This window comes from Streptomyces sp. NL15-2K (genome assembly GCF_030551255.1).
In the GTDB taxonomy this organism is placed as follows: Bacteria; Actinomycetota; Actinomycetes; order Streptomycetales; family Streptomycetaceae; genus Streptomyces.
The window spans coordinates 8,431,612-8,454,434 of record NZ_CP130630.1 but is presented as its reverse complement, the minus strand read 5'-3'; the positions used below and the strand labels follow the sequence as shown (position 1 = coordinate 8,454,434).

At 69.9% G+C, this 22,823-nt stretch carries 15 protein-coding genes; 6 read left to right on the top strand and 9 right to left on the bottom strand.

The window, feature by feature from the left end:
• Positions 1 to 83: 83 nt before the first annotated feature.
• Both Q4V64_RS38075 and Q4V64_RS38070 read right to left on the bottom strand, forming a co-directional pair.
• Positions 84 to 2,840: a hypothetical protein gene (locus Q4V64_RS38075; protein WP_253266852.1), complete on the bottom strand. Its 2,757-nt coding sequence runs from the start codon at positions 2,838 to 2,840 to the stop codon at positions 84 to 86.
• Positions 2,841 to 3,032: 192 nt separating this feature from the next.
• Positions 3,033 to 4,478 carry an aldehyde dehydrogenase family protein gene (locus Q4V64_RS38070; RefSeq protein ID WP_124438884.1) on the bottom strand — a complete coding sequence of 482 codons (1,446 nt, stop codon included), beginning with the start codon at positions 4,476 to 4,478 and terminating at the stop codon, positions 3,033 to 3,035.
• Positions 4,479 to 5,096: 618 nt separating this feature from the next.
• On the opposite strand from Q4V64_RS38070, the gene Q4V64_RS38065 reads away from it, so the two are divergent.
• Together Q4V64_RS38065 and Q4V64_RS38060 are read left to right on the top strand one after the other, a co-directional pair.
• Positions 5,097 to 5,666, top strand: a complete 570-nt coding sequence (locus tag Q4V64_RS38065; RefSeq protein WP_124438885.1) for a GNAT family N-acetyltransferase — start codon at positions 5,097 to 5,099, stop codon at positions 5,664 to 5,666.
• Positions 5,667 to 5,714: 48 nt separating this feature from the next.
• Entirely contained in the window at positions 5,715 to 7,217 is a 1,503-nt protein-coding gene (locus tag Q4V64_RS38060; RefSeq protein ID WP_253266853.1) for an IS1182 family transposase, read from the top strand.
• 144 nt (positions 7,218 to 7,361) lie between these two features.
• On the opposite strand, the gene Q4V64_RS38055 is transcribed toward Q4V64_RS38060, so the two are convergent.
• On the bottom strand, positions 7,362 to 8,108 hold the full coding sequence (locus Q4V64_RS38055) for a helix-turn-helix transcriptional regulator (RefSeq protein WP_172629101.1): 747 nt from the start codon (positions 8,106 to 8,108) through the stop codon (positions 7,362 to 7,364).
• A 577-nt stretch (positions 8,109 to 8,685) separates the two neighbouring features.
• Here Q4V64_RS38055 and Q4V64_RS38050 point away from each other — a divergent pair.
• Positions 8,686 to 8,886 carry a hypothetical protein gene (locus Q4V64_RS38050; protein ID WP_124438886.1) on the top strand — a complete coding sequence of 67 codons (201 nt, stop codon included), beginning with the start codon at positions 8,686 to 8,688 and terminating at the stop codon, positions 8,884 to 8,886.
• A complete protein-coding gene (locus Q4V64_RS38045; protein WP_124438887.1) occupies positions 8,883 to 9,209 on the top strand; it encodes a hypothetical protein in 327 nt (108 codons plus the stop codon). Before Q4V64_RS38050 ends, Q4V64_RS38045 begins: the two co-directional genes overlap by 4 nt.
• Positions 9,210 to 9,814: 605 nt before the next feature.
• On the opposite strand, the gene Q4V64_RS38040 is transcribed toward Q4V64_RS38045, so the two are convergent.
• Positions 9,815 to 11,494, bottom strand: a complete 1,680-nt coding sequence (locus Q4V64_RS38040) for a PucR family transcriptional regulator (protein ID WP_124438888.1) — start codon at positions 11,492 to 11,494, stop codon at positions 9,815 to 9,817.
• Between the two features lie 136 nt (positions 11,495 to 11,630).
• Positions 11,631 to 13,757: an ATP-binding protein gene (locus Q4V64_RS38035; RefSeq protein WP_124438889.1), complete on the bottom strand. Its 2,127-nt coding sequence runs from the start codon at positions 13,755 to 13,757 to the stop codon at positions 11,631 to 11,633.
• Positions 13,758 to 14,000: 243 nt separating this feature from the next.
• On the opposite strand from Q4V64_RS38035, the gene gabT reads away from it, so the two are divergent.
• Positions 14,001 to 15,335, top strand: coding sequence for a 4-aminobutyrate--2-oxoglutarate transaminase (gabT, locus tag Q4V64_RS38030; protein ID WP_124438890.1), 1,335 nt, complete (start codon positions 14,001 to 14,003; stop codon positions 15,333 to 15,335).
• 150 nt (positions 15,336 to 15,485) lie between these two features.
• The gene (locus Q4V64_RS38025; protein ID WP_124438891.1) at positions 15,486 to 16,328 is read left to right on the top strand and encodes a phosphatase PAP2 family protein; all 843 of its coding nucleotides are present in this window, start codon (positions 15,486 to 15,488) and stop codon (positions 16,326 to 16,328) included.
• Here Q4V64_RS38025 and Q4V64_RS38020 read toward each other — a convergent pair.
• The 4 genes from Q4V64_RS38020 to Q4V64_RS38005 all read right to left on the bottom strand — a co-directional run bounded on the left by Q4V64_RS38020 (position 16,289) and on the right by Q4V64_RS38005 (position 22,822).
• The gene (locus Q4V64_RS38020) at positions 16,289 to 19,879 is read right to left on the bottom strand and encodes a hypothetical protein (RefSeq protein ID WP_124438892.1); all 3,591 of its coding nucleotides are present in this window, start codon (positions 19,877 to 19,879) and stop codon (positions 16,289 to 16,291) included. The two genes, Q4V64_RS38025 and Q4V64_RS38020, sit on opposite strands and share 40 nt — an antisense overlap.
• Positions 19,876 to 20,397, bottom strand: coding sequence for a bifunctional DNA primase/polymerase (locus Q4V64_RS38015; RefSeq protein ID WP_253266854.1), 522 nt, complete (start codon positions 20,395 to 20,397; stop codon positions 19,876 to 19,878). The genes Q4V64_RS38020 and Q4V64_RS38015 overlap by 4 nt, the downstream gene beginning before the upstream one ends.
• Positions 20,398 to 20,573: 176 nt before the next feature.
• Positions 20,574 to 21,992 (bottom strand): FAD-dependent oxidoreductase, encoded by a 1,419-nt coding sequence (locus tag Q4V64_RS38010; RefSeq protein WP_124438893.1) that lies wholly within the window; start codon positions 21,990 to 21,992, stop codon positions 20,574 to 20,576.
• Between the two features lie 29 nt (positions 21,993 to 22,021).
• Positions 22,022 to 22,822: an ABC transporter permease gene (locus Q4V64_RS38005; protein ID WP_124438894.1), complete on the bottom strand. Its 801-nt coding sequence runs from the start codon at positions 22,820 to 22,822 to the stop codon at positions 22,022 to 22,024.
• Position 22,823: the final 1 nt, after the last annotated feature.

The window sequence follows — 22,823 nt, the reverse complement described above, 5'->3', positions numbered from 1 at the left end:
TCGGTGCCGGGCCCCTTCGGGCAGCTTAGCTGAAAATGGTTCCCATTAGCTAGGGTTCCGTGCTCGGCCCTTACTTTCGGCTGTCAGCTCGGCTCGTCCTCCAGCAGCTTCGCCAGCTCGTCCGCGGCAGAGGACACCCCGGCGTCTCTCGCCTTCCCAAGTGCACGCTTCGCTCCCGCGAGGTCCCCACGTCGCTGCCGGAACTCGGCCACGGTCAACAGCAGATCCGCCTCTCCCCGAACGATGGCTGCGGTCAACAGGTCTTCCGCTGCGTCCAGCTCGCCCCGGTCGGCGCGCGCTCGTGCGAGTGCTCGGAGGAGGTCATTGGAATCACCGGCCAGTTCCTCGGCCTCTCGAGTCCGCCCGCTGGTCTCCAGGATGCGCACCAGATGATTCGCCGCGTATTGCTGCCCCTCCCGGAAAGCACGCCAATACAGTCGTTCCGCCTGCTTGAGCTTGCCTTCCCTCTCCCTCAGGTCAGCCAACTCGAACAACACGTGGCCGAGGCCAAGGTTATAAGCCCTCCAGAACAAGGCAGCGGCGGAACGGTGGTCGCCCTTGCCGCGGCGAACCATTCCCAGCCCCCGTAATGCGTTCGTCTCACCGAGCGAGACGGCGACCTCGCAGAAGTGATCAGCTCGGACGGAGTCCCCCTCCTCCTCGTAGATCCAGGCCAGTTCCCGGGGGGCATTGGTGTCGCCTGCTTCCGCCGCATGCAGGAGGACATCGATCGCCCGCTGCGTGTCCTTGTACCTGTAGGTCCAGGCAAGCCCAGTGAAGGCTTCGGTGTTGCCGGCTTCGAACGACCACGTCGTGAGGAGCAGGGCGAGCTCGTGTTGGCCACGCTCGGTCAGCCAACGGGCCTGGTACTCGACCGCCCGGGCGCCGAAGAAGCCGGATTCGAGAACCTTCCCGTAGAGTCTGGCCGCAGCCTTGGTATGCCCGCGCCAGGTCAGGACGGAGGCGAGCCCCACGGCGGCGTCGAACCTGCCGCTGGTCTGCATGGCCTTGCGATACCAGGCTTCCGCGTCGTCGAGTCGCCCCGCGCGTTCGTGCCTCCAGGCAACGACGACTTGAGCCTGGGCGTCACCGGCTTCGCCGGCCAGCTCGTAATAGGGCATGGCGCCCTCGTCCTTGCCGTGCCGTGTGATCCATTCGGCGAGCGCGAAGAGGCCCCCGCCCTCCCCTTCCGCCGCCGCTGCCAGAGCCAAGGACTCGGCGTCTGTCGTCCGCCCACGGGCCAGAGCCGCGCGGGACAAGGCAGCCTTGTCCTTCGCGGCGGCCGAAAGCCGTGCGGCCGCGGACCAGAACTCTCCGGCTGGACACACCATGCTCCGGTGACGCCGCGCATGCAGCTCGATGAAGTCTGACAACCGGAAGCGGTTCGGCTCCTGCGCGTCCGTCATGGCAAAGCCCGGAACCGGCGCCAGTGGACCGCGGACACCGCGACACGGAGCCGACAGGTACTCCACCGCCTGCCGGAACCATTGGCGAGGCGCCAGATCGCGCTGCAACGGCGTGAGATACGCCAGCGCGGCGGCCTCGAGAAAGGCACGGGGAAGATCGATACCGTGGCCGAGTCGGCGGGCGTCCATCGCGGCCTCCAACACCGCGCGGGCTGTCGGAGAGCCCGTCTCATAACGCTCAAGCTGGGCGGGACCGCCGGCCAGATACTGGATGACATGCCCGCTCTCGGCGAGGCGCGCGGCGAGCAGTATCCGGCCATCGGTCTGCCCTGACTCCGCCGTGAGGGCCGAGAGTTCGCTCTCGCTGAATGTCTCCGGCACGCGGATGCGGCTTCTGGCCAGCAGGGATTTCGTTCGCGTGCGTTCGCTCCCCGGCGCCGTGGTCATCGTTGACCAGTGCTCGTACCAGGCCGTACCGAGAACGAGCACGGGTGCGCGGTCGGGGTCACGCAGCAGCTCGGCGAGTCGATCGGCGACCCGCTCATCACGAACTGTGTCGCCGGAGAGGAGGCACCGGTTGATCTCGTTGAGCCACAGCACCGTTCGAGGCGCTACGGAGTCGAGCGAACCGAGCAGCTCGTCCTGACCGGCCGGATGCCACAGCCGCCACTCCTCCGGCAGGCGCTGGATCGCCTCGTACGCCGCGCGGGACTTTCCGGAGGACGAGTCACCCAAGAGGACCTTGATCACACTTTGCCCGCTGCGCGCCTGGTCCACAGCGGCCTCGAGTGCGTCGTCGAACGGTCGGCGGAAGTACCTGGGAAGCGCGCTGTCCCGTGTGTCGTCGCCGACGGAGATCGCCTCGTGGATCTCCAGTCCGAACGGGTCCGCGGCGGCGACAGGGATTCCCACCGCGGCGGCGCCTGCTACGGAGAAGAACGCTTCCAGGACATCGCTGTCACAGAACCGCCGAGCCACGTGGTCTCCGAAGTAGCGGGCAACGATGCGTGGTTGAGCACGCAGCAGGCGGCCCAGATGCTCGCCGTCCCAGACCTCGCCCAGGGTGAGGTCCGGGTACCGGTTCTGATAGCTGTGGGCCATGTCGCGTACCTGGGTCCGTGTCCCCTCGCACGAGATGACGACGACCAGGCGCGTGGCACCGTGGGGACGCGGCCCGCGGACGAACAGCTCCAGCGCCTTCTTCCCATCGGCGGCGGTGAACTGGGCCACCTGCTTGACCTGGAAGGCGGACCAACTGCCGTCCGGTGCACGCCCGGTGATGTCGACACCACCTTGTGCCTGCCCCGGTGTTCCATAGCGGTGACACGGCGACAGATGCTCCACCGCCTGGACGAGTTCCCACACCAGCCTCTCGAAGTCGCTCCACGGCATGTCGTGGAAAGGGAGAGAGCCGATCTTCCCGTCGATGGCCACAGGCCGCTGTGCAGGTTGAGCCACGCTGCCTCCGCTCCATAGTTGGGCTGGTGCAGAGACTAGCCAGAGCCACTGACATCGTGGACGAGAGCGTGTCCCGGTCCGGGCGGACGAGACCAGCAACGCCCCGGGGCACGACAACGGCCTCAGCCCCGCACAGCGGGCTGAGGCCATTGGTCCAGGGGCGATGGTTCAAAGGGCCAGGCCCGTCAGGACCATCACCCGCTCGTACGTGTAGTCGTCCATCGCGAACTTCACGCCCTCGCGGCCCACGCCGGACTGCTTGGCGCCGCCGTACGGCATCTGGTCGGCGCGGTAGGAGGGAACGTCACCGATGATGACACCGCCGACCTCGAGCGCGCGGTGGGCGCGGAAGGCGGCCTGCAGGTCATGGGTGAACACCCCTGCCTGGAGGCCGTACTTGGAGTCGTTGACGGCGGCGAAGGCGGCGGCCTCCCCGTCGACTTTCCGGATGGTCAGGACGGGCCCGAAGACCTCCTCGCAGGAGACCGTGGTGTCCGCCGGTACGTCGGTGAGGACGGTCGGCGCGTACGAGGCGCCGTCGCGCTTGCCGCCGGTAAGGAGGTTCGCCCCGGCCTCGACGGCCTCCTGGACCCACGCCTCGACGCGCTTGGCGGCGTCCTCGCTGACCAGCGGCCCGACGTCGGTCTTGTCGTCGCTCGGGTCGCCGGTGACCTGGGCCTCGACGGCGGCGACGACGCGGGGCAGCAGACGGTCGTAGACGGAGGCGTCGGCGATGACCCGCTGCACGGAGATGCAGGACTGGCCGCCCTGGTAGTTGGAGAAGGTGGCGATGCGGGTGGCGGCCCAGTCGAGGTCGGCGTCGGAGGCGTAGTCAGCGAGGACGACGGCCGCACCGTTGCCCCCGAGCTCCAGCGTGCAGTGCTTGCGCGGCACCGAGTCCATGATCGCGTAACCGACCTTCTCGGAACCGGTGAAGGAGATGACCGGCAGGCGCGGGTCCTGTACCAGCGCGGGCATCCGGTCGTTGGGCACGGGGAGGATGCTCCAGGACCCGGCGGGGAGCTCGGTTTCGGCGAGGAGCTCGCCGATGACAAGGCCGGAGAGCGGGGTGGCGGGTGCCGGCTTGAGGATGATCGGCGCGCCTGCCGCTATAGCCGGGGCGATCTTGTGGGCGCACAGGTTGAGCGGGAAGTTGAAGGGCGCGATGCCGAGGACGACGCCCTTCGGGAAGCGGCGGGTGAGGGCGAGACGGCCCTGACCGCCGGGGTCGGTGTCGAGGCGCTGGGCCTCGCCGCCGTTGAAGCGGCGGGCCTCCTCGGCAGCGAACCGGAACACGGAGACCGCGCGGCCGACTTCCCCTCGGGCCCACTTGATCGGCTTGCCGTTCTCGGCGGAGATGAGCCGGGCGATCCCCTCGGTGCGCTCGACGAGCCGCTTGCTGACGTGGTCGAGGGCGGCGGCACGTATGTGAGCGGGCGTGGCGGCGAAGTCCTCGCGGACGGCGTACGCGGTGGCGATGGCCTCTTCGATCTGGGCGTCCCTGGGGACATTGACCTTGGCGACCAGTCGGCCGTCCCACGGGGAGGTGACGTCGAGGGTGTCCTCGCCGGTGGCCTGGCGGCCGGCGAGCCAGAAGGCGTGGGTGGAAGTCATCGTGGAGTTCCGGCCCTTCCGTGGTGGGGGTGTGCGTGCGTGGTGTGGTGTCGGGTCCACGGTAGGGGGCGGGGGGTGGGGGGTCGTTTGTCCGGGGTGTAGTGGTGGGGGTGGGGGGTGCGCCGGAATGGCGGGGTGGGTGGGGGCGCGGCTCAGGGTTTTCGCCCCCGGCCCTTCCCCAGGGCTCCGCCCCTTCGACCCCGCCAGGTGGCTCCGCCCTCTGGACCCCGGCGGGGCTCCGCCCCGTTCATTTTTGACGCTGCCAAGCTACGCGCGCGCATCGCAGGCAAGAAGAGTCACGATTGAGCGTCGCGCGGCAGTCGAGTCGATCAGGGCCGAGACTTTCGAGCGGCAGCGGTATCTACTTTTGACGCGTGATCGCTGACAAACCGGCCATGCACTAGCCCCCTCTCGTCTCCGCATTGCGGGGGGGGAAGAGCCTTTTCTGCCGTTGCAGTGCCCGCTAGGAGCGTGGGTCAGTAAACAACTCCGGGAATGCCGCGCCTCGTGGTGAAGTGCGGCTGTCGAGCGCTGCTCTTGAAAAGGCGTGGCTGCCGGGCAGCCGTGATGCGAAAATCAGTCCGCAACTTGATCCACATCCGCGTCCCGGAGGTCCGCATGGACGTCGCCTCGCTGCTGCCGTTGACCACGGCCCGGTTGTCACTGCGTCTGTTCACTCCCGGCGACGCCGACGACCTGTACGCCTACCAGAGCCTGCCGAGCGTGGCGCGCTACTTGTACCGGCCGGCGCACACGCGTGAGCGCAGCGAGCAGGTTGCCGCCGAGCGCGCGGCGCAGACGGCCTGGCGCGCCGACGGGGACAAGCTGGCGCTCGCTGTCTGCCGACGCGATGAGCCCGGCGTCCTTGGCGAGGTGAGCCTCACCCTGGCCGATGCCCGCGCCGCCCAGGCCGAGATCGGCTGGACTCTCGACCCACGTCACCAGGGGCACGGCTATGCAACTGAGGCGGCCGTGGCGCTGGCCGGGTTTGCCTTCGACAGGCTGGGCGTGCACCGGCTCTACGCACGGCTGGATGTGGAGAACACCGGGTCTGTGCGGGTCTGTGAGCGCCTCGGGATGCGCCGGGAGGCGCACCTGGTCGAGAACGACCTCGACGGGGATCGCTGGGGGAGCGAGTACATCTACGCGGCGCTGTCCGCGGATCTTGGCAGTCGCTCAGGCGATTGAGCCCGACGCCGCCTCTTGTTCGTGATCTTCCATACGGAGAATCCTGGTATGTCTGGTGGGGATGGCCTGTTCGAGGTGGATCCGGCGGCGGTGGTGAAGCCGGAGACCGCGCCGACGGTGGCGGTGAAGAAGACCTTCCGGGCGTTCGTCCCCGATCAGATGCTGATGCTGCCGCCGTCACTGGATGAGTGGCTGCCCGAGGGGCATCTGGCCCGATTCGTAGCCGAACTGGTCGACGAGGCGCTCGACCTGGGCCCGATCCTGGCGTCCTACACCGAGAAGCGCGGGTTCCCGCCGTATGACCCGCGGTTGATGGTCCGGCTACTGATCTACGGGTACACCACCGGAGTGCGCTCGTCGCGGGCGATCGAGCGCAAGTGCATCGATGATGTGGCCTTCCGCTATCTGGCCGCGGGGGCGGGGCCGGACTACCGGTCGATATCCCGGTTCAGGGCCCGGCACCTGGACGCCCTGGCCGGGATCTTCCCCCAGTCGCTGCGCCTGGCGCAGCGACTGGGCATGGTCAAGATGGGCCGGGTCGCACTCGACGGCACGAAACTGCAGGCCAACGCCTCCAAGCACAAGGCGATGAGCTACAACCGGCTGGTGGAGAGGGAAGAACGCCTCGAAGCCGAGATCGCCAGCCTCGAGGCGGCGGCCGCCGGCCTGCTGGCCGATGCCGAGGCTCTTGATGCCGCCGAGGACGAGCGGTTCGGGCCCGACGACAAGGACACAGACCTGCCCGCCGAACTCGACCGCAGGGAAAAGCGCTTGGCCAGGTTGCAGACCGCCCGCGCGCAGATCGAGGCCGAGGCCGCCGAGAAGGCCCGCAAGCACGCCGAGGACAAGGAGCGGCGACGCCAAAAGCGTGCCGGGACCGACGAACCCGAGGCGGTGGCCGAAGTCGGCGACCTGGCGGCCGAAACCGCGCGGCCGAAGGACAAGGCGCAGGCCAACTTCACCGACCCCGAATCGCGCATCATGAAGAACGGGGCCGGCGCGTTCATCCAGGCATACAACGCCCAGGCCGTGGTGGACGACGCGCACCAGATCATCACCGCCGCCGACGTCACGACCAACCCCGCCGACGCACTCAACTACACCGGCATGCTCGACCAATCCGCCGCGAACACCGGAATCCACGCACGTCAGGCGCTCCTCGACGCGGGCTACTGCTCCGAGGCGAACCTTCAGGCCGCAGCCGAGCGCAAGGAAGAACACGGCACCGACACCTTCATGGCCACCGGCCGCCTGTCCCACGACGAACGCGTCAGCCCCGCCCCGCGCGGACGCATCCCGGCCGACGCCACGGCGCGCGAGTGCATGGCCCGCAAACTGCACACCAAACCCGGACGCGCCGCCTACGCCCAACGCAAAGCCATCGTCGAACCCGTCTTCGGGCAGATCATGACCTGCCAAGACGGCCGCAGACTCCTGCTACGCGGCGAAGCAGGCGCCCGCGCCGAATGGCGGCTACTCGCAGCATGCCACAACCTGCGAAAGATCTTCGGGCAGGTCGGAACCCCCGGCCTGGCCGCCGCCCGAGCCTGAGCGCCCAGGCGGCAGCATCACCCTCCACAGCAACCACGCCCCGCACCCGCCCCGACACCGCCGACAACCCCAGACCGCCAGAGATCCGACCACCAACCCTCGAAGGCTTGCTCGTTACCGACCCACGCTCCTAGGCGCAGGCGGCTAAGACGTTGCAGTCATGCGGTCTACCTGTACGCCACGAGTCCACAGTTCTTCGGCATGCTCTGCGAACCGGTCGAACATCCCGCCGCTATCGCGCTTTCGCAGGTGCAGGAGTGGCGAATCATGGCCCACCAGGCGAGCGAGGTGCGGGGTGACCAACGCTTCGTTGTCGAATCGGAAGACGGACAGGGACACGTGGTTCACTGCATCATCCGGTGCAGAGAAACGCGTCTCCAATCCCTCATGCGTGCCTAGCTTGCCGAGGTGTTCAAGGGTGATGCGGATGCGAGTGGACACCGAAAGCGCCACATCTTCGATCGTTTCCCGATTATGGGTTACCTCTCCGTTAGGGTCTCCAAGGAGGAAACGCACCCGGCACCCGCTTTCGAGTTTCTTTCGCAGGGTCTCAACGAACGCAGGCTGGTCGAGCCACAGAAAGTAGTTCGTGTATCCAGCAAAGAAAAGTTCGTCCGTGGCATTCCCGAACAATTCGCCCCACACCATGGAAGGGCAGGCCGACCGGTATGGATAGGAGCGGATAATCTCCCGGTCGCCGCCGGTCTTGATTCGGTCCTTCACCGCTTTCGGCCAGATCATTTCTTCGTCAACTCCCAACGCCTTACAGGCGTCTTCCCGGTTTCTGGCATGCGGGATTAGCTCAGCGTCCGCAACCCATCGTTCAACGGTCTTGCCGGAAACGCCCACACGGGCCGCCAGTTTCCGAGGTGAGAAACCGGCAGTCTCCATAGCTGATCTTAGCGCCGTGTTCAAGGCTTCCCCCAGGACGTTTGGGCGTTCTTCCACGCTACCGCCGCGACGTCCCAACTGTCCCTGGACCTGGGCGATTTCGTCCCTCGCGGGCCTTCAGCATGGCCAGACAGCACGGACCCCCGCACCGCTGGAACGGCCGGGGGCATGGACCACCTGAAGAGAGCAGGCAGCCACCCATGGATGTATCACGAACAACCCTCGATCGAGTGAGGCGGGCGTTCAGGCGCTGCACCCCCGGCAACCGGCGCCGACCGGCTACGCCCCAGGAAGCTCCCCAGGCGCTCCGTAACCGGCCGTCGCCGGACGTCTGGGGCGCACGTCTGGTCACCGCGCGCAGGACCCGCAGGGAGCGATACGCCCCGCCCGTTGAGGCGTCCGAGGCGCAGGGACGCGCCGAGTGGTTCCCGCCTCGCGACTGGGAGGCGGAGGAAGCCTGGGAGCGTACAGGCGCCCTTGTCCGGCCTTTCCTGCTCGCCCATGAGACAGAGGAGCGGGGCGACAGCCCAGGCGCCCAGGCGCGCCCCTGCGCGGGCCCTTGGAGCGATGCGCGGTGATGACGATTGAGGTCTACCGGATCAACCCGGTTACCGGCGTCCGCACTCAGGTGCGCGCGAAGCGCACGGTGAAACCGGCAGAGGTGCCGGAGGTGCGCCAGACATACCCGGCTTGCTCCTGCCCGCGCTGCGTCGATGCCGCTATCCGGCTGCGCGCGCAACTGACGGAAGCAAACCGACGGAGCAGGGGGGAACTGTGACGCGTTCGATCATCAAGGCTGCGGAGTGGACGCTAGGGCCGGAGACCGGCGAGGGCGCCCCGCAGGCCATCTATTCCGCCGGGTGCATGGAGTGCGGCGAGGAATCCCTGGCGTCGGACAACGACCGTGCCCCTGTGGAGATTTGGGCCTTGAAGCACACCGGACGCAATCCCAGCCACAGGCAGTACAACGCCATGATCGAGACCTATTGGCGCGTCACACCTGCGGAGGGCAACCCCTACCGGGAGAGCGACGCCCACGGGGCGCAGCCGCACCCCCAGCACCAAGCAAACGGCTCGAAAGGCAGTGCCCATGATCGATGAAAACGGCATCCCGCACGGCATGCCCGGACACGGCCGCTGCGTCGTAGCCGACCCTGCCGCCTGGAAACCTGGCCAGCCGCTCTGCAATCCGCAGCACCTGCGCCCGCTCCCGCCGCGCGAGGCGTCGGCTCCTCCCCGTTCTACAAGCGTTCGGTAGCTGCCAGACCCTGTAACGCGGGTGGCGTCCCGCCGCGTGGTGTAGCGATACGGACTGCCGGACTCCAGGCGGGCTGCACGAGGCCCTCACCCCGGGTCACGACGCGATCTGCGCGGGGCCCGGACGCTCACCCAGTGATTGGCAGATCTGTTCCACCGGCACGGCCACCTCACCTGGGGTTTTCCTTCGCGGAGGTGGAACAGATCTGCCAATTCCCCCTTGATCCCGGTCGTCGGCCTCGTGTCGACCAACCGGATTCGCCAGTGCAGGTCGCTACATCACCCGACGGCGCCGGACGGGCTGGACGCGGCTGAGCAACGCTCGTCACTGCGCGCCGGACACGCTGAGATGTTGCTGACCATTCATCCAAGCGCGGGTGGTGGATGGGCATAGGCCCCGGGTGTCCGGGGGCGGAGCCCCGGCAGGCGCCCGCACCCACCCCGGGTACCTACTCCGCCGACGTCGCCTTCAACGCCAGCCACAACTCCATCCGCACATCCGGATCGTCCAGCGACCGCCCCAGGATCTCCTCCACCCGCCGCATCCGGTACCGCAGCGTGTGCCGGTGAACCCCGAGGTCCGCCGCCGCCGCGTCCCACTGCCCGTGCCGCGACAGCCACGCCCGCAGCGAGGCCACCAGATCCCCCCGCCCGGTCGCGTCGTGCTCGTGCAGTGCCCGCAGCAACCCGTCCGCGAACGCCTTCACCGCGTCGTCGGCGAGCAACGGCAGCACCGACCCCGCCGCCATCTGCTCGTGCTCGACGCACACCCGGCCCCGCCGCCGCGCCACCGACAACGCCTGCTCGGCCTGCTTGTACGCGGAGGCGGCCGCGATCGGGCCGGCCGGTGCCGACAGCCCCACGACCAGTTCGTCCTCGTCGCCGGGCGCCGTCTGATCCCGTATGCCGGCCCGCGCCGCCTCCACCGCCGCCGCGTACTCCCCGCACGCGGCCACCGCGGCACCCCCGTCCGCGGCCAGCACCACCAACCGCTCCCCCTCGCCCTCCCCTTCGGGCACGACCAGCACGGCCTCCCCGGACCGCGCCGCCGCCGACTCCACGACCTCGACGAGCGCGCCCAGCGGATCACCGCCCGTGTCGGCGGCGGCGAGCGCGGCGGCCGTCGGCTTGGTCAGCGGCCCGTGTGCGCGGCCGTCGGCCCGCACGCGGGCGGCCGACGTGGAGGAGGCCGACTCGGCGACGATCATCCGGAACGGGGCGTCCAACAGCTCCCCGTACAGGTCCCCTGCCACCGTCCGCGCATGGTCCGGCTCGCCCGCGAGCAGCATGCGCAGGACCGCCGCCCCGATCCGCTGTTCGGCCGCCTGCAGGGACCGTGAGCGTTCCGTGGTGAGCGTCAGCAGCGCGATGGCCGAGTGGACGGCGTACCGCTCGGCCGTACCGAGAGCCGCGGCCGTCCCCACGGCGAGCGCCGCCCGCGATCGGCGCCCCGTCCCCAGCGAGTGCAGCTCGACGCGGTCCTCGTGGTCCGGCCCGCCCACCACCGACGACGCGGGCGCGGGCCGCTCCCGCAGCCGTTCCACATCCGCCGTCAGCCGGGCGGCCCGCCGCCCCGCCCACTCCGGTGCGGTCGCGACGACGGCGCCGGACGCGTCGTACAGCGCCGCCCATCCGTCCACCTGCGACGCGAGTTCGGCGAGCAGCCCCTCCGGTCCCTCCGTCAGCGCCTGCTTGGTCAGTTCGCGCTGAGCGGCGAAGCCCGCCGTCACCGCCCGGTACTGGTCGGCCGCGATCGCCGCCGACACGGCCTTGCTGATGGCGAGGAAGGGCGTGCGGCGCGGCACCTCCAGCAGCGGCAGCCCCTCCTGCTCGGCGGCCTCGACGAGCGCCGCGGGGATCTCGTCGTAGTTGACCCCGACGCCGAAGCCGAGCCCGACGACCCCTGCCCCGACCAGGCGCTTCACATAGCGGGCCATCGTTTCCGGGTCCTCCGCGTCCAGCTGGAGCGCGGTGATCAGGAGCAGCTCCCCGCCCTCCATGTAGGGGACGGGATCGGCGAGCTCACTGACGTGCGCCCAGCGGACGGGCACGTCCAGTCGGTCCTCGCCCGCGCGTACGGTCAGCTTGAGCGCGGAGTGGTGGACGAGCGAGGTGAGCGTCGGGGGCATGAGGCCTTCAGATATGTGTGACCATCGTGATCTTTGTGAGCTTTTGGCCGTCGCGTATGAACGACCTATGGTGATTCTGCCTCACCGTACGGTCCCGGTGCGCCCCAAGCCCCATGCCCTGCTCAATGACCCCTGCTCAGTGACGCAGATCCACCAGCAGCGGCGGCGCGTGCTCCCCCTTCACATTCGTCAGCGACAGCACCGCGTGGCCGGGCGGCACCCCGTGCGCCAGCTCGGAGGGCGACCACCGCTCCCGCTCGACCTGCCGTACGGTCACGGCCCGCGCGGTCGGCGCCTTCCCGGTGATCACCCGCCGCACCGCGTGCAGCGCCTTGCCGGCCGGGGTCTCCGCGATGATCTGCCGGTCGGTGACGTCCCGCGCCTCGATCCACTCCTTGCCCCACACCTCGGCGAAGTCCTGCCCGTCCCACGGTGTGAGCCCGGACAGCGCCATCCGGCACCCGATGGCGCCGAGCAGCGGCCCGCGCAGCGGCCTCGGTACGTCGTCCAGGGTGCGCAGGGTCAGCACCACTCCCGCGTTGCCCGACCGCAGCCGCTGGATGCCCCGGACGGCCTCCGGGGTCACCACGCCCGTGGCGTCGTCGAGCACCAGGCAGGCGAACAGCGACCGGTCCTCCCGTACCGCGACGCTCGCCGTGAACTGGGCGAGCATCAGCCGCGCCAGCATCCGCGAGGCGTCGGCGTGCCCGCGCTGGGGCAGGTCGACGCGCACCCGCACGGGGTGGTCCAGCGCCTTCAGGGAGAAGGGACGTGACTGTCCGGAGGTGTCGAAGAAGCCCGCGAAGGCCGGCCGGTCGAGCAGCGCCACACGGTCCGCGAGCACCCCGCTCACGTCTCCCGGGTGCCCCAGCTGCCGTTCCCGCGCGTCCAGTTCGCGCAGCAGCGACTCCTGTCCGGAGTCGTCCAGCCCCTTGCGCAGCGCGGCCAGCGGTCCGGGCGAGCCGTCGAGCAGCTGCCGTAGCTCCGGTACGGAGGGGAAGCGGCCGTGGACCGCCCGGAACGGCCCGAGGAGCTGGGCGAGGACGGTGGTGGACCGGCGGGTGTCCCCGCCCTGGTGGGGTTCGGCGAGGTCCCCGACGAGGGCTTCGGCGAGCACGCCCGCCGCCTCGTCCGGGTCCGTCGTACCGCCGTACAGGTCGAGGTCGTAGACGGACTCCGGATTGCCGATCCGTACGACGACGTCGTAGGCGTCGGCCGGGCCGAGCCCCGCGCCCGCCGCGCCGACCACGACGACGGCGGCCCGCCCGGCGAGCGCGTGCAGGCACAGCGACTCGGCGAGCGGCTGGACGATGGTGGCGGTCTTGCCGGAGCCGGCCGGTCCGACGGCGAGGAGCGAGGTGCCGAGCAGATCGGGGCCGAGGCCGAGGCCGGTGCCGCGGTAGGCGTACGGGTTGCGGGCGTCGTCGGCCGTGGTGCCGAGGCGGACCTGGCCGGTGACCAGGTCGTGGGGGGCGAGACGGGTGGGCAGGTCGCGCTCGCCGGAGGGGTGCAGGCAGGCGGCGGCGCCGTCGCTGAGCACCGCACTTGTGAAGGTGGCGAGGCTGTGCCGGCCGCTGCGCACACCCTGCCAGGCGCGGGCGATCCGGGCGTGGTCGACGTCTCGCATCAGCCCGGCGCGGGCCTCGGCGGCGAGCCGCTCGGCGGCGTCGACGGCCCCGGCGGCGCGCAGCTGGGGCCACTCGGCGGGGTCCTGCTCGGGGGCGGGCGGCCGCTCGGCTGCCGGTACGGCGCGGCGCCAGGCGGACGGGCCGTAGCGCCGCCAGACCTCGCCCCAGCGGCCGAGGCGGCCGACGGCGAGCATGATCGCGAGGGCGATCAGGGTGTAGTACGTGTACCAGAGGATGGCATTGCCGACGCGGTCGTTGCTGTGCCGCCAGGAGTCCGGGGTGAACAGCTCAAGGGGCAGCACCCACCAGCCGCCGAGGTAGCCGTTCCACAGCAGCGACCAGATCAGCCAGCCCACGAGGAAGGCGATCACCGCCCCGCTGAGCAGCTGCCGTGTCGGGATCTGCTCGGGCTCCTCCGCCGGCCGCGGCTTGTGCCCGAACCGCCACACGCCGGGCGCCGCCTCCGGCCGCGGCGCCCGCAGCCAGGCGAGGAACGCCGACCCGTCCGGCCTCGGCGGCACACCCGGTGCCGCGGGTGGCCGCGGCGGCATCGCCGGAACCTCCGGCGGTCCCGCCGGACGTGGCACAGGGTTCGCATGCGTACCCCGCGCGTCCTGCGTCCCGTCGCTGTCCATCGCCTCTGCTCCCTGACCAGCCGTTCCGTCCACCATCAGCGAGTCAATCTAACGCCCTCGCCAAGGGAGTTCACCGCTTACGCGGCCGGGCTCGCACGGACTCTCCCTGTCCAAGACGGACAAGCCGTGCTGCCGAGAACGCCCACATGGAGCATGCCCACCCCCCGGCCCCCGTCCTAGCCTGCGAGAAAAGAAGGCAAGTGTCAGCAAAACCCAAGTGTCAGCAAAACCCAGGAGCCCCTCATGACCGCACTTCCGCAGGAGCGCCGCGTCGTCACCGCCATCCCCGGCCCGAAGTCGCTTCAGCTGCAGGCCCGCCGCGCCGCCGCGGTCGCGCAGGGTGTGGGCTCCGTACTGCCTGTGTTCACCGCGCGGGCGGGCGGCGGGATCATCGAGGACGTCGACGGCAACCGCCTGATCGACTTCGGCTCCGGCATCGCGGTCACGTCCGTCGGCGCCTCCGCCGAGGCCGTCGTACGCCGGGCCTCCGCGCAGCTCGCCGACTTCACCCACACCTGCTTCATGGTCACGCCGTACGAGGGGTACGTCGAGGTCGCCGAGGCCCTCGCCGAGCTGACGCCGGGTGATCACCCCAAGAAGTCCGCCCTGTTCAACAGCGGTGCCGAGGCCGTCGAGAACGCCGTCAAGATCGCCCGCTCGTACACCAAGCGCCAGGCGGTCGTCGTCTTCGACCACGGCTACCACGGCCGCACGAACCTCACCATGGCGCTGACCGCGAAGAACATGCCGTACAAGCACGGCTTCGGCCCCTTCGCCCCCGAGGTCTACCGCGTCCCGGTGGCCTACGGCTACCGCTGGCCGACCGGCCCGGAGAACGCCGGCCCGGAGGCCGCCGCGCAGGCCATCGACCAGATCACCAAGCAGGTCGGCCCGGAGAACGTCGCCGCGATCATCATCGAGCCGGTGCTCGGCGAGGGCGGCTTCATCGAGCCGGCCAAGGGCTTCCTGCCCGCCCTCAGCCGGTTCGCCTCGGACCACGGCATCGTCTTCGTCGCCGACGAGATCCAGTCCGGCTTCTGCCGCACGGGCCAGTGGTTCGCCTGCGAGGACGAGGGCATCGTCCCCGACCTGATCACCACGGCGAAGGGCATCGCGGGCGGCCTGCCGCTCGCCGCCGTCACCGGCCGCGCCGAGATCATGGACGCCGCGCACGCGGGCGGCCTGGGCGGCACCTACGGCGGCAACCCGGTCGCGTGCGCGGGCGCGCTCGGCGCGATCGAGACGATGAAGGAGCTCGACCTCAACGCCAGGGCCCAGCACATCGAGACGGTCATGAAGGCCCGACTGGGGGCCATGGCGGAGAAGTTCGACCTCATCGGCGACATCCGCGGCCGGGGCGCGATGATCGCCATCGAGCTGGTCAAGGACCGCGCCACCAAGGAGCCGAACCCGGAGGCCACCGCCGCCCTCGCCAAGGCCTGCCACCAGGAGGGGCTGCTGGTCCTGACCTGTGGCACCTACGGCAACGTGCTGCGCTTCCTGCCCCCGCTGGTCATCGGGGAGGATCTGCTGAACGAGGGCCTCGACCTCATCGAGCAGGCGTTCGCGCGCATCTGACCGACGGACCGCACACTTGATTCCGCCAGCGGTAGACCGTGTGAAGAAGGTGTGCGAGGTGGATGGCAGGACGCGATTCCGCCTGTCTTCCGCCCGACCCCTGTCGTAGGTTCTACCCAGATGAGAGATACACCCCGCCCACAGGGGACTGTGGGCGACATCAGGCCGGGGCCTCCCCAGCTTCGACCTGGTCGTGCCATCGCGCACACAACCGGAGCCTCCGGCTCTGGATCTCCTCACCGATCGGACAGTCGCCCGCCCCAAACCCCCCGGGGCGCGCGACCATCCGATCTGATCGGCCGTCCCGGAACCACCCCCCCTGTTCCGGGGCGGCCGGCCTCCTTCCTCTTTCTCGGCGTTCTCGGCCTTCCGGCCCTCCTCTTCGCGCTGATCACCTGGCAGGTCGTCATCGACGGCCCGCTGCTGCGCACGGACGAGCGCGTCAGCCGCGCCCTGATCCACCCCGACCGCTTCTCGGAACTCCTCGCCGACCTGGGCAATGTCCAGGTCGCGGTCCCGGTCCTGGCCGTCGCCCTCACCTGCACGGCCTGGCGCTCCCGCCGTACGGGTACGGACCGCTGGTGGCTCCCGCCCACCGCGGCTGCCCTCCTCATAGCCCTGGTCCCGGCGCTGATCGTCCCCCTCAAGGAACTCATCGACCGACCGGGCACGTCGGCCGTGCCGCCGGGCACCGGCTACTACCCCTCCGGCCACACCGCGACGGCCGCGATCGCCTACGGTGCCGCGACCCTGCTGCTCCTGCCCTGGCTGCGCTCCGCCACAGCCCGCCGCGCATGCGTCGGCATCTGCGCCGCCCTCGTCCTCGGCGCCTCCTTCGGCCTGGTCCGCCGCGGCTACCACTGGCCACTGGATGTCGTGGCCAGTTGGTGTCTGTGTGGGGTGCTGCTGACCTGCCTGTGGCTGTTCCTAGGCCGGCGGGCGGGTTCCCGGGGCTACCAGGGGGCAGCGGGTCCGTCGTCGGCCAGGCCGTAGCGGCGTACGCGGTCGGCTGCCGTGGAGTTGCCGGCACGGGCGTAGTGGTCGGCGAGCTCCTTGGGAGCGGAGTCCACGCCCGCGTCGACGGCCTCCCGGAGAAGGCGTTCGGCCTGCTTCCGGTCCTGGTGGTGCAGCTGGGCCAGGTCGAGGAGGACGCCGCGGTCACCTAGGGAGTGAGCGCGTTCGTACAGGGCTACGGCTTGGGCCTCATGCCCTTGCTGCCGGCACAGGCGTCCCGCGCGGGCCAGTTCGGCAGGGCGGTGCGCGGCCTCCAGGGTCCGGGTGAACTTCTCGGTGGCGCCCGTCGCCGCGTAAGCGGCCAGCGCGTAGTCGAGGTTGCGCGGCGTGGCGCCCGGGCGCCGGACCTCCTGGGCCTCGACGACTCGGACCACGGCGGCGGTGTCGCCGGCCTCCCACAGCTGGCGGAGTGTCGCCCCGATGGCCTCGTCATGGCCCATGCGCTGCAGGGCGAGGGCAAGGCCGAGCGCTTCTTCGGCACGACCGTTGCGACGCCACTTGCGGGCGAGGAAGAACCCAGCGCTGTCCTCACCGTGTTCAGCGACCCGCAGAGCCAGGGCTTCGGCCGCGGCTCGGTCCCCGGAGCCGTCGACATGGTCGGGCAGTCTGCGAAGACTCCTCGCCTGCCCCTCTGCCAGGGCTTCGGCGACGACCCGGTCCCGGCGCACGGGGTCTCCGGTGTCGTGCCACATGCTCGCCAGGTCGAACCACGCCCCGTTGTCACCCAGCCCCAGGGCACGCCGGAACGCCGTCTCCGCCTCGACCGTATTGCCGTGCTCCTCGTGGAAAGTGCCCAGCCAGCTCCACGCCTGCGCGTCATCGGTCAGCGCGGCTCGCTGAAGGGCGTCGTCCCGCGCGTCCAAGTCGCCGGTGGTCTCGGCGAGGTAGGCCGCCACGACCCAGCCTTCGTGCCGCCCCGCGGCAATCGCCCGGTCCACCGCCGCAGCGGCGGCCTGGTAGTCCTCGGCCTCGGCGAACTCCATGGCCGCGGCCAGCAACCACCACTCCCACTCGGGGCAGGAGCCGAGGGCGAGCAGCGCTCGGGCCGAGCCACGGAGATCGCCTGCCTCCTCCCGCTGGACCGACAGGCGCTTGAGGGCTTTTCCGTAGCCGCGCTCAGCCGACTGTTGACCCGCTTCCTCCGCCCGGGCCGTGTCGCCGAGTTCCTCGTAGTAGTTCATCAGTGTCTCGTAGAGCCCCGGCGCACGCGTGGGCCGTGCCTCCTCCAGCAGGTCGATGGCATCCTGGAGCCGTCCTTGTTCATACAGCCGACTCGCCTCCTCCACGAGCAGACCACCGTCGCCCTTGGCCGCCAACTGGCGGGCGACCGGCAGAACACGATCCGCGTGGCCCTCCTCTCGCAGGGCATAGGCCACGTGATCCAAGCGCCCCGTGTCGACGTTCTGCCCGGCCAGGATCGCTTCGTCGACCTTTCCGGCCTCCAGCAGCGATGCGCTGTACCTCGCCCAGGCGTTCTCGCCTCCGACCTGTTCGGCCGCCCGCCGCCGCCAGTCGAGCGCCGCCGCGCCTTCTCCGGCATCCTGCAGCAGGCGTGCGAGACGCAGCGCCGGTCTGTCGTCGCCCTGCGCCAGGGCCTGTTGCGCCGCGGCTTCCGCCTCGGACACGTGCCCGGCGGCGAAGTGGACGTCGACGAGCAGTCCACGTCCCTGTAGGGAGGGGTCGAGGTCCATCGACCGCTGGGCCAGATCGGCGCTGATCCGGTAGCGGGCGCGGAACTGTGCCGCCCTCGCCAGTGCCAGCAGGTCCGCCGGTGCGGTGACGTGCCGTACGGCCGCCTCCCACCAGGCGTCGGGCGGGCAGCCCAGGGCGCGCCGTGCGGAGATCTTCTGGCGGAGGTAGTCCGCCAGCCGGTAGGTATGGGGTTCGTCGGTTTCCGCGCTGAGGGTGGTCAACGGCCCCGGGACGCCGCGGCACGGTGCACCGGCGTCGGCGAGCGCGCGCTCGAACCACTCCTCGCGCCAGCCCTGGTCCCGGGTCCGCTTGTGGGACTCCGGTACGAGGGGCCACGCCGCCGCCTTGAGGAAGGCCTCACTGACGTCCTCGGTGCAGCCGAGACGGGCGGCGTCGACGGCGACGTCGATCAGCGCGCGGGTCTCGAGAACGGCTCCCTCGTAGCGGTTGAGGAGTTCCCGGCCGCCGGCCAGGTACTGGGTGACTTCGTCCCTGCTGGCCGTGAGGGCCTCCGCGAGCCTCGGATCGCTCTGCGCGACTCGCTCCAGTTCCGCTTTGGAGGCTCCCTGGAAGCCGACGTCCGCGATGACGATCTGCCGGTCCTTGAGGAGCTGCGCGGCCGGGCTGTCGGCGTCCCTGGTCAGCGTCTGATGATGTTCGGGCCACAGAGTGCTCATGATCGCCACGGGCCCGCGGGCGGGGTCGTCGAGCAGTGCCTGGAGCGCACGTGCCGCGGGATCGTCCCGGCTCGTCGTGAGGTAGCGCTGCGTCTCGTTGAGCCACAGCACGGTTCGTTGCATGCGGGGCACCGAGGAGAGAACCTCGACGAGGTCTTCGGCGCTCGGGGGGCGCCACAGCCGCCACTCCGGATCGAGCGAGAGCAGTGCTTCGAAACAGGCACGGGTCTTGCCGGTCGAGGAGCCTCCCACCAGGACCACCAGGCGGCTCCTGCCCTCGCACGCCGTACGGAGGGCGTCGCGCAGGAACTCGTCGTGCTCCCTGGTGACGTACGGGGGTTGCGGCGGCAGGCCGGCGCCCGGTGCGGAGGTCTCGATGACCGGGTGTACGTCCAGTGCCAGGGCGTCGTCGCGGTAGTGCTCGACCGGGACCGAAGGTATGGCCGCGGGGGCATCGGGCGGGTCGCTGTCGGCGGTCGCCAGGATCAGCCGCTTCAGCGTGCTGTACGTACTGGGAAGCCGAGCGATGGTGAAGTGGTCGCCGGGCAGCGCCGAGGCGCCGCGAAAGACGCTCTGCGCCGAGACCTGCGTGACGACGCCGTCCTTCATGCCGGCGTAGACGTCGAACGGAATGGGACACGTGCGGTCGGTCACCGCGGAGGCATACACGATGTCGGGGAGGACGATCTGCTGTGTCTCCTTGACCTCTTCGCTCAGGGTCCTGAGCTGGCGTTCTTGTGGATGCCATCGACCGAGGAAGGTCCGCCGCAGCGGCATGAAAATCTGCGAGCCCTCGTTCGGGCAGGCCAGCAGGACGACGCGTCCGATGCGTGCCAGATCGCGCCCACGGCCTTCGGCGAGCATGCGTGCCAGGTAACGCTGCACGATCAGGCCCCCTTGGCTGTGGGCGACGATCATCAGCCGGGGGAAGGCCTCGCCTTCGGTGTCGATGTGCGTCTTCAGGCCGTCCGCGACCAGGCCGAGCGTGGGGATCTTTCGCAGTGGATGGAAGTTCCACAGGGTCGTCGGGTACGCGAAGGGCAGCGTCTGTACAAAGTCCAGGTCCTCGTCCTCGGAGATGAAGTGTCCGAGCCCGTCCCACATGGCAGCTCCGGACCGGAACCCATGGACCAGCACCACACCCAGACGACGCTCGCTCACGGCAGCCTCCTAGAAGTCAACAGCGCACTGTAACTCCCCAAGCACGAGACAGGGCCGGCCAGTTCCTGGTCGCCCTCCTCCCTCGCCGGACCCGCCGCCGCCTCGTGCATCGCCAGTTCGAGGAGCGCCGGGTCGGTGAGGGTGCCGGAGCCGTCCGGGGGAACCAGCCAGCGGACGCAGCCGGTGGAGCGTCCCGGGTACGGCACCACGATCCAGGTGCCGGGACCGGCCGTACGGATGCCCGTGCCGAGCCAGCGGGACGCGGTGCCAGGCGGTACCAAGAAGCCCATCCGGGCGTCGCCGAAGTCGACGAGCACCGGGCCCGGTCGGTCGAGGATGCGGGTGAGGACGTCGAGGGTGGGATAGCCGAGCCCGCCCGGCAGAATCAGTACGTCCCAGGCCTTGCCCGCGGGCAGCAGCGCGACCCCGAGCGGGTTGCGCTCCCATTCCCAGCGGCAGGCCTCGGGGTCCGGCGCGACGGATGCCAGCCACTCCACCGCCGTCTTCGCCCCTGTCATGAGAAGACCTCCCTTTCCTTCGTCGACGCTGGTCGCCTCAACGGGGAGAGGGAGGTTCCCTGGCAGCATTACGCGGGTTTTGGCGGCGTTTTGGAGTGAACCAGGTCACACTCGACTGTTCTGCCGACTGCTCGACCGACTGCTGGACCGAGTGCTCGACCGACTGTTCAGCCTGTTCAGCTGTCGAAGCCCAGCCCCAGCCGGTCCATCGTCCGCAGCCACAGATTCCGCCGGCCGCCGTGCGCGTCCGCGCGGGCCAGCGACCACTTGGTGAGGGCGATGCCGGTCCAGGCGAAGGGCTCCGGCGGGAAGGGCAGCGGCTTCTTGCGGACCATCTCGAGCGAGGTCCGCTCCGTGGTCTGACCCGCCAGCAGGTCCAGCATCACCTCGGCGCCGAACCGGGTCGCGCCGACGCCCAGGCCGGTGTAGCCCGCCGCGTACGTCACCTTGCCGTGATGGGCCGTGCCGAAGAACGCCGAGAAGCGCGAGCAGGTGTCGATCGCCCCGCCCCAGGAGTGCGTGAAGCGGACGCCCTCCAGTTGCGGGAAGCAGGTGAAGAAGTGTCCGGCGAGCTTGGCGTAGGTCTCCGGGCGGTCGTCGTACTCGGCGCGCACCCGCCCGCCGTACGGATAGATCGCGTCGTAGCCGCCCCAGAGGATCCGGTTGTCGGCGGAGAGGCGGAAGTAGTGGAACTGGTTGGCGCTGTCCCCCAGCCCCTGTCTGTTCTTCCAGCCGATCGAGGCCAGTTGGCCGGCCGTCAGCGGCTCGGTCATCAGCGCGTAGTCGTAGACCGGGACGGTGTACGGGCGGACGCGTCTGACCAGGCTGGGGAAGACGTTCGTGCCGAGCGCGACCTTGCGGGCGCGGACCTGGCCGTACGGAGTGCGTACGGTCATCCCGGCGCTGTACGGCTTCAACGTCAGCGCCGGTGTGCGCTCGTGGACGCGGACGCCGAGGCGGAGGCAGGCGCGCTTGAGGCCCCAGGCGAGCTTGGCGGGGTTGAGCATGGCCACGCCCCGGCGGTCGTACAGGCCTGCCTGGAATGTCGGTGAGTCGACTTGTTCCCGCACCGCCGCGGCGTCCAGGAACTCCACGCCGTCGGCGAGGCCCCGGCGCTCCATCTCCTCGTACCAGTCCCGCAGTTCCCAGGCCTGGTACGTCTCGGTCGCCACGTCGATCTCGCCGGTGCGCTCGAAGTCGCAGTCGAGGTCGTGCCGGGCGACCGCCTTCTCGATCTCGTCGAGGTTGCGGGCGCCCAGCTCCTGGAGCCGGTGGATCTCGTCCGGCCAGCGGGTCAGGCCGTTGGGCAGGCCGTGGGTGAGGGAGGCGGCGCAGAAGCCGCCGTTGCGGCCGGAGGCGGCCCAGCCCACCTCGCGGCCTTCCAGCAGGACGACATCCCGCCCGGGGTCGCGCTCCTTGGCGATGAGCGCGGTCCACAGTCCGCTGTAACCGCCGCCGACGACCAGCAGGTCGCAGGTCTCGATGCCGGTGAGGGCGGGTTCGGGGTGGGGCTTGCCGGGGTCGTCCAGCCAGTACGGGACCGGCTGGGCATCGGAGAGGGATCTGGTCCAACGGCTCATGGCGCTCGGGGCCATGATTTTCAACTCCCTACAGTCTTCTGTGTTTACGCCTTTTGCCTGTTACGGCGATTCCCGATGACCATCGAGGCCAGGACGAACAGGACGGCGACGAGGAACATGGCCGTACCGATGACATTGATCTGAACAGGCGTTCCGCGCTGTGCCGAACCCCAGACGAACATGGGGAAGGTGACGGTCGAGCCCGCGTTGAAATTGGTGATGATGAAATCGTCGAAGGAGAGCGCGAACGCGAGCAGCGCGCCCGCCGCGATTCCGGGGGCCGCGATCGGCAGGGTGACCCGGACGAAGGTCTGGAACGGGCCGGCGTACAGGTCCTGCGCCGCCTGCTCCAGCCTCGGGTCCATCGACATCACCCGCGCTTTGACGGCCGTCACGACGAAACTGAGGCAGAACATGATGTGGGCGATGAGGATCGTCCAGAATCCCAACTGAGCACCCATGTTGAGGAACAGGGTGAGCAGCGAGGCCGCCATCACGACTTCGGGCATCGCCATCGGCAGAAAGATCAGCGAGTTCACGGCACCCCGCGCGCGGAAGCGGTAGCGGACCAGCGCGAAGGCGATCATCGTGCCGAGGGCGGTCGCGCCGAGCGTCGCCCAGAACGCGATCTGCAGACTGACCGACAGCGAGCCGCACAGGTCGGAGACCCCGCACGGGTCCTTCCAGGCGTCCGTGGAGAACTGCTGCCATTCGTAGTTGAAGCGTCCCTTCGGTTTGTTGAAGGAGAACACCGTGACGACGACGTTCGGCAGGAGGAGATAAGCGAGCGTCAGCAGTCCCGCGATGACCACGAGATTGCGCTTGAGCCAGTTGACGAAGGTCATT

Coding starts and splice junctions, on each gene's coding strand:
- Q4V64_RS38050 (WP_124438886.1), top strand. CDS start 8,686: ATGACGATTGAGGTCTACCGGATCAACCCGGTTACCGGCGTCCGCACT.
- Q4V64_RS38015 (WP_253266854.1), bottom strand. CDS start 20,397: ATGACAGGGGCGAAGACGGCGGTGGAGTGGCTGGCATCCGTCGCGCCG.
- Q4V64_RS38070 (WP_124438884.1), bottom strand. CDS start 4,478: ATGACTTCCACCCACGCCTTCTGGCTCGCCGGCCGCCAGGCCACCGGC.
- Q4V64_RS38040 (WP_124438888.1), bottom strand. CDS start 11,494: ATGCCCCCGACGCTCACCTCGCTCGTCCACCACTCCGCGCTCAAGCTG.
- Q4V64_RS38010 (WP_124438893.1), bottom strand. CDS start 21,992: ATGGCCCCGAGCGCCATGAGCCGTTGGACCAGATCCCTCTCCGATGCC.
- Q4V64_RS38035 (WP_124438889.1), bottom strand. CDS start 13,757: ATGGACAGCGACGGGACGCAGGACGCGCGGGGTACGCATGCGAACCCT.
- Q4V64_RS38005 (WP_124438894.1), bottom strand. CDS start 22,822: ATGACCTTCGTCAACTGGCTCAAGCGCAATCTCGTGGTCATCGCGGGA.
- Q4V64_RS38055 (WP_172629101.1), bottom strand. CDS start 8,108: ATGGAGACTGCCGGTTTCTCACCTCGGAAACTGGCGGCCCGTGTGGGC.
- gabT (WP_124438890.1), top strand. CDS start 14,001: ATGACCGCACTTCCGCAGGAGCGCCGCGTCGTCACCGCCATCCCCGGC.
- Q4V64_RS38065 (WP_124438885.1), top strand. CDS start 5,097: ATGGACGTCGCCTCGCTGCTGCCGTTGACCACGGCCCGGTTGTCACTG.
- Q4V64_RS38060 (WP_253266853.1), top strand. CDS start 5,715: ATGTCTGGTGGGGATGGCCTGTTCGAGGTGGATCCGGCGGCGGTGGTG.